Origin of the sequence: Microcystis sp. M090S1 (assembly GCF_020246295.1) — a bacterium.
GTDB lineage: Bacteria > Cyanobacteriota > Cyanobacteriia > Cyanobacteriales > Microcystaceae > Microcystis > Microcystis aeruginosa.
Map to the genome: position 1 here is coordinate 1 of NZ_JADBTF010000262.1, position 3,570 is coordinate 3,570.

Sequence of the window (3,570 nt, forward strand, 5' to 3'; positions counted from 1 at the left end):
AACGAGTAGGCTTTTTCCATGTCTCACATTCTAGCATATATTTTGTAAATGTGCTAATATTTAACAGTAAAGCCGTCGTTCTACGACGGGGTTTCAGACCCAAAATTTCGATGAAAGATCGAGCCAATTCCCTGTATGAATCCGACTTCTACGGGTGGACAGAGCTACAAGCGAAAGCTCTAGCCAACCGACAGGTAGAAGCTCTGGACTGGCAAAACTTGCGGGAGGAAATCATTTCCTTGGGTAAACAAGAATATCGAGAACTGGTGAGCAGTCTAACCGTTTTGGTAGGACATCTTCTCAAATGGGAATATCAGCCAGATAAACGTTCTCGCAGCTGGTTTTTGACAATTAGAGAACAGAGACGAGGGATCAGACGGCATCTAGAGGGCAATCCTAGTTTAAAATCCCAGATACCGACGGCTTTATCTGATGCTTTCGAGGCCGGAGTGGATTTGGCTTTGCGGGACACGGATTTACCGATACGGACTTTTCCCTCTCACTCTCCCTTCACCTTCGAGGACATCATGGCCGACCATTTCCTCTGCGATACGAGTCAGGATTGGTCGTAAATTTAACGGTTATACCGCCTCAACGGGTATCTGTATCTCAACAAGTAATTTAAATACGCGGGCAGCTGATTCTTTTTTTTACTCTCTCCCTTCAATAATTTTAATTTCTTCCTCGCTTAATCCATAGAGTTTATAAACAATTAGATCGATCAATTCATCGGTGGCTCTTAATTGTTGTTTTAGGGGCAAAAGTTTATCTAGACTGGTTTGATATTCTTTTTCTAGGGTTTCCTGTATTTGACGATCGAGTAAGTTAACGGTAATTTTCTTTTTGTTCTTTTTCAGTATCTCCCACAGTTGATCGCAGCTAAGATGAGGTTCGCTTTTTTGGTAGTCACCGAGATAGTTTTGGATTTTTGATTTGTTGGTGAAATTATCGATCGCACTGCCGATTATTCTCTCTAAATATCTTAAAAAGCTTTTGATTTCTTTTTGTTTTTCCCGATTTATCTCGATCATCTGTTCTGCTAAGTAGGCCAGAATATCATGGACTATATCGGTTTCCTCTCTCCTAATATGCTCCTCGATTTCTTTTAATATCTCTTGCTTTTCTTGATAACTTTTGATAAGTTTCTCTAAACTCTGTTGACGGCGATCGCTATTGGTGTTAAAAGATATTTTAGGAATAAAAATTACGTTTAGTTCGTAGGCATTAATATGATTAGTCGTACTTGTAAGGCTGAATCTCCATTCCGATAATTTTGAATTTAAAAAAGCTAGAACTGTTTCTAGTTTATATTGTGTATCTACAATATAACCAACTGTGTCAGAACAAAAAAATCCCTCTTGAATAGTTGTTGCTATTATCCGTCGATAATTATCGATTGCCGCACCTCTTTGATAGGCGATTCTTCTCTTTAAATGATCGTATGCTTTAACTTCTTTATTTGTACCACGTTTTTCAAGGAATTTTGTTTTATTTAAATACACTGGGTTTCCTTGTTTTGGCTTTTCGTAAAACTCATAACGACCTATATGCGCTCCACGAAGAACTATTTCACCTGGAGGATCATCTGATATAAATTCTTTGAATTGCTGATTGAACATAATCTCTCCAGGAGTCGGATAACCAATGGTTTTAAATAAAACACATCTAGGATTTTCACATAGGTTTAATAACAATTTCCAAGACTCCTGATTGACTGTTGGTATAGATAAATTATCAGGATCAAATTTATCGATTTTTTCAGCATTAGCATAATATCGACGAGAATGATCTAGAATATCTTTGCCCTCATGAGTTCTCATCGAGAAATCTAGCGGTAATATGCCATTAAAAAGAACATACACACAAGTGGATAATTTTGCTTCACGAAAAACCCGATTATTGGGGTCATCTTTTTGCGGAAAAGCTTCAATACATATCAAACTGGTTTTTTGTAAAAGCTTACGTCTTAACTCAAATGTAAAACGATCACCTAGCAGTGACATAGGAACAATAAAGCTATGATAGCCATTTTTCTTAGCGAGACTTATAGCTTTGGCAACAAATAAACGATATAAGTTAACTCTAAATGCTCTAGCTTCTTTATAAATTTCTGTATTATCTATAAATTGTTTTTCGTCAATTACTCTACCGAGAGCGGATTCTGACAATTCATCATAAGGAGGATTACCGATTACTGCATCAAAACCGGGGTTATCCTTCCAAGAAGCGGAATCAAGATCGATAAAAACTTCAGGAAATTCCAGATCCCAATGAAAAAAGCGCTTACTTTTATATAAACTAGCTGCTTGGTCTAAAATTCCTTGATCTGATCGGGGTAACTTATCCCAATTAATTGCCGATATATTGCCACCGTAGCGCTGCAGAAACTCGATAGCAGTTTTAACCCCAAAAAAGCGAGAGAGGAAAACATCTAATAAACGCTTGTAGGGTTTAGCTTGACTATCAAAATCACGGAATAACTGTTCACTTGCTTCCACTTCAGCAAAAGTCGCATCGCTGAGGGTACTAATTCCCCGCATAATTTCCGCGGCCCGAAGTAACCCAACAAAAGGGCCAGTTAAAAGAGTTAATTGACCACTTTCTTCCTCAATCATAGCGGCTTCTGCGTCCTTGGCGGTAGTTCCGATCAGAGAATTACCACAACGTAAATGATGATCCAAAAAACTCAAAGGTGCGCCCACTGTGAAAGAATGTAACCAGAGACTAACCTTGGCCAATTCTACAGCCATCGGATTGATATCCACCCCATAAATACAGCGCTTCATCACCACTCTCTGTAATAATTGCGTGGGTTCAAGGGTGGGAGAATCGAGAATAATTCCCTGTTGTCGGAGATTGTCGATAATGTTTTGTCGGGTGGTTTCCAACATGGTTAAAACGGGATTATCTTCGGGATAAAGATTGAGAATCTGGATTAACTCATCGGTGAGATAGTCCACTGCTTCTACTAAAAAATGTCCGCTTCCCATGGCGGGGTCACAGAGTTTAAGATCAAGTAAGGTAGTGATCGCTTTTTTTTCTAAGCGTTGTAGCTCTTTTTCTAATCCCTGCTGACTGAGATTTCCTAAACGTCTATCGCTGCTTTCTTGTCTTCGGGTGGCGATTTCTGTCATCACATCCCCGAACTGTTGCGCTCTTTGCTCTAAAATTGGTTTGAGGGTATGACTGACAATATATTTAACAATTTGACATCCTCGCCGCCGTAAAACGGACGGCGATTCCTCACCACGCCACTTTTTTAGGGTGGTCGCTGAACGGGGTTGACGCTTCACCGAAAAACGCTTAATTGCTTAAGTCTGACTCTTTCTCCACGTCCGTTTTGAGTGTCCGAATGCCGGACGGCCACTTTGAACAAGTCGAAAAAATCTCATGTTCAACCTTATTTCCTAGAAAGTTTTACTCGTTCAAGGCCGAATTTGAATTCTTTTCTGAACAAAACCCCCTACTATCTGTTGTCAAGGTTCAGTTTTTAGCTTGGTTATCGCTTTTTCCATTGTAGCTTAAAGCCGTCCTAAAAGGACGGGGTTTTAACCCAAATTTTCGATAATC

The 3,570-nt window shown here is 39.4% G+C and carries 1 protein-coding gene and 1 pseudogene; one reads left to right on the forward strand and one right to left on the reverse strand.

Going from position 1 to position 3,570, the window contains the following annotated elements; genetic code table 11:
* The first annotated feature begins 110 nt into the window (after positions 1-110).
* On the forward strand, positions 111-572 hold the full coding sequence (locus tag IM477_RS11725) for a DUF29 domain-containing protein (RefSeq protein WP_002747568.1): 462 nt from the start codon (positions 111-113) through the stop codon (positions 570-572).
* 78 nt (positions 573-650) lie between these two features.
* On the opposite strand, the pseudogene IM477_RS11730 reads toward IM477_RS11725, so the two are convergent.
* Positions 651-3,263 (reverse strand): annotated as a pseudogene (locus tag IM477_RS11730) (Eco57I restriction-modification methylase domain-containing protein); the annotation flags it as partial.
* Positions 3,264-3,570: the final 307 nt, after the last annotated feature.

Coding starts and splice junctions, on each gene's coding strand:
- IM477_RS11725 (WP_002747568.1), top strand. CDS start 111: ATGAAAGATCGAGCCAATTCCCTGTATGAATCCGACTTCTACGGGTGG.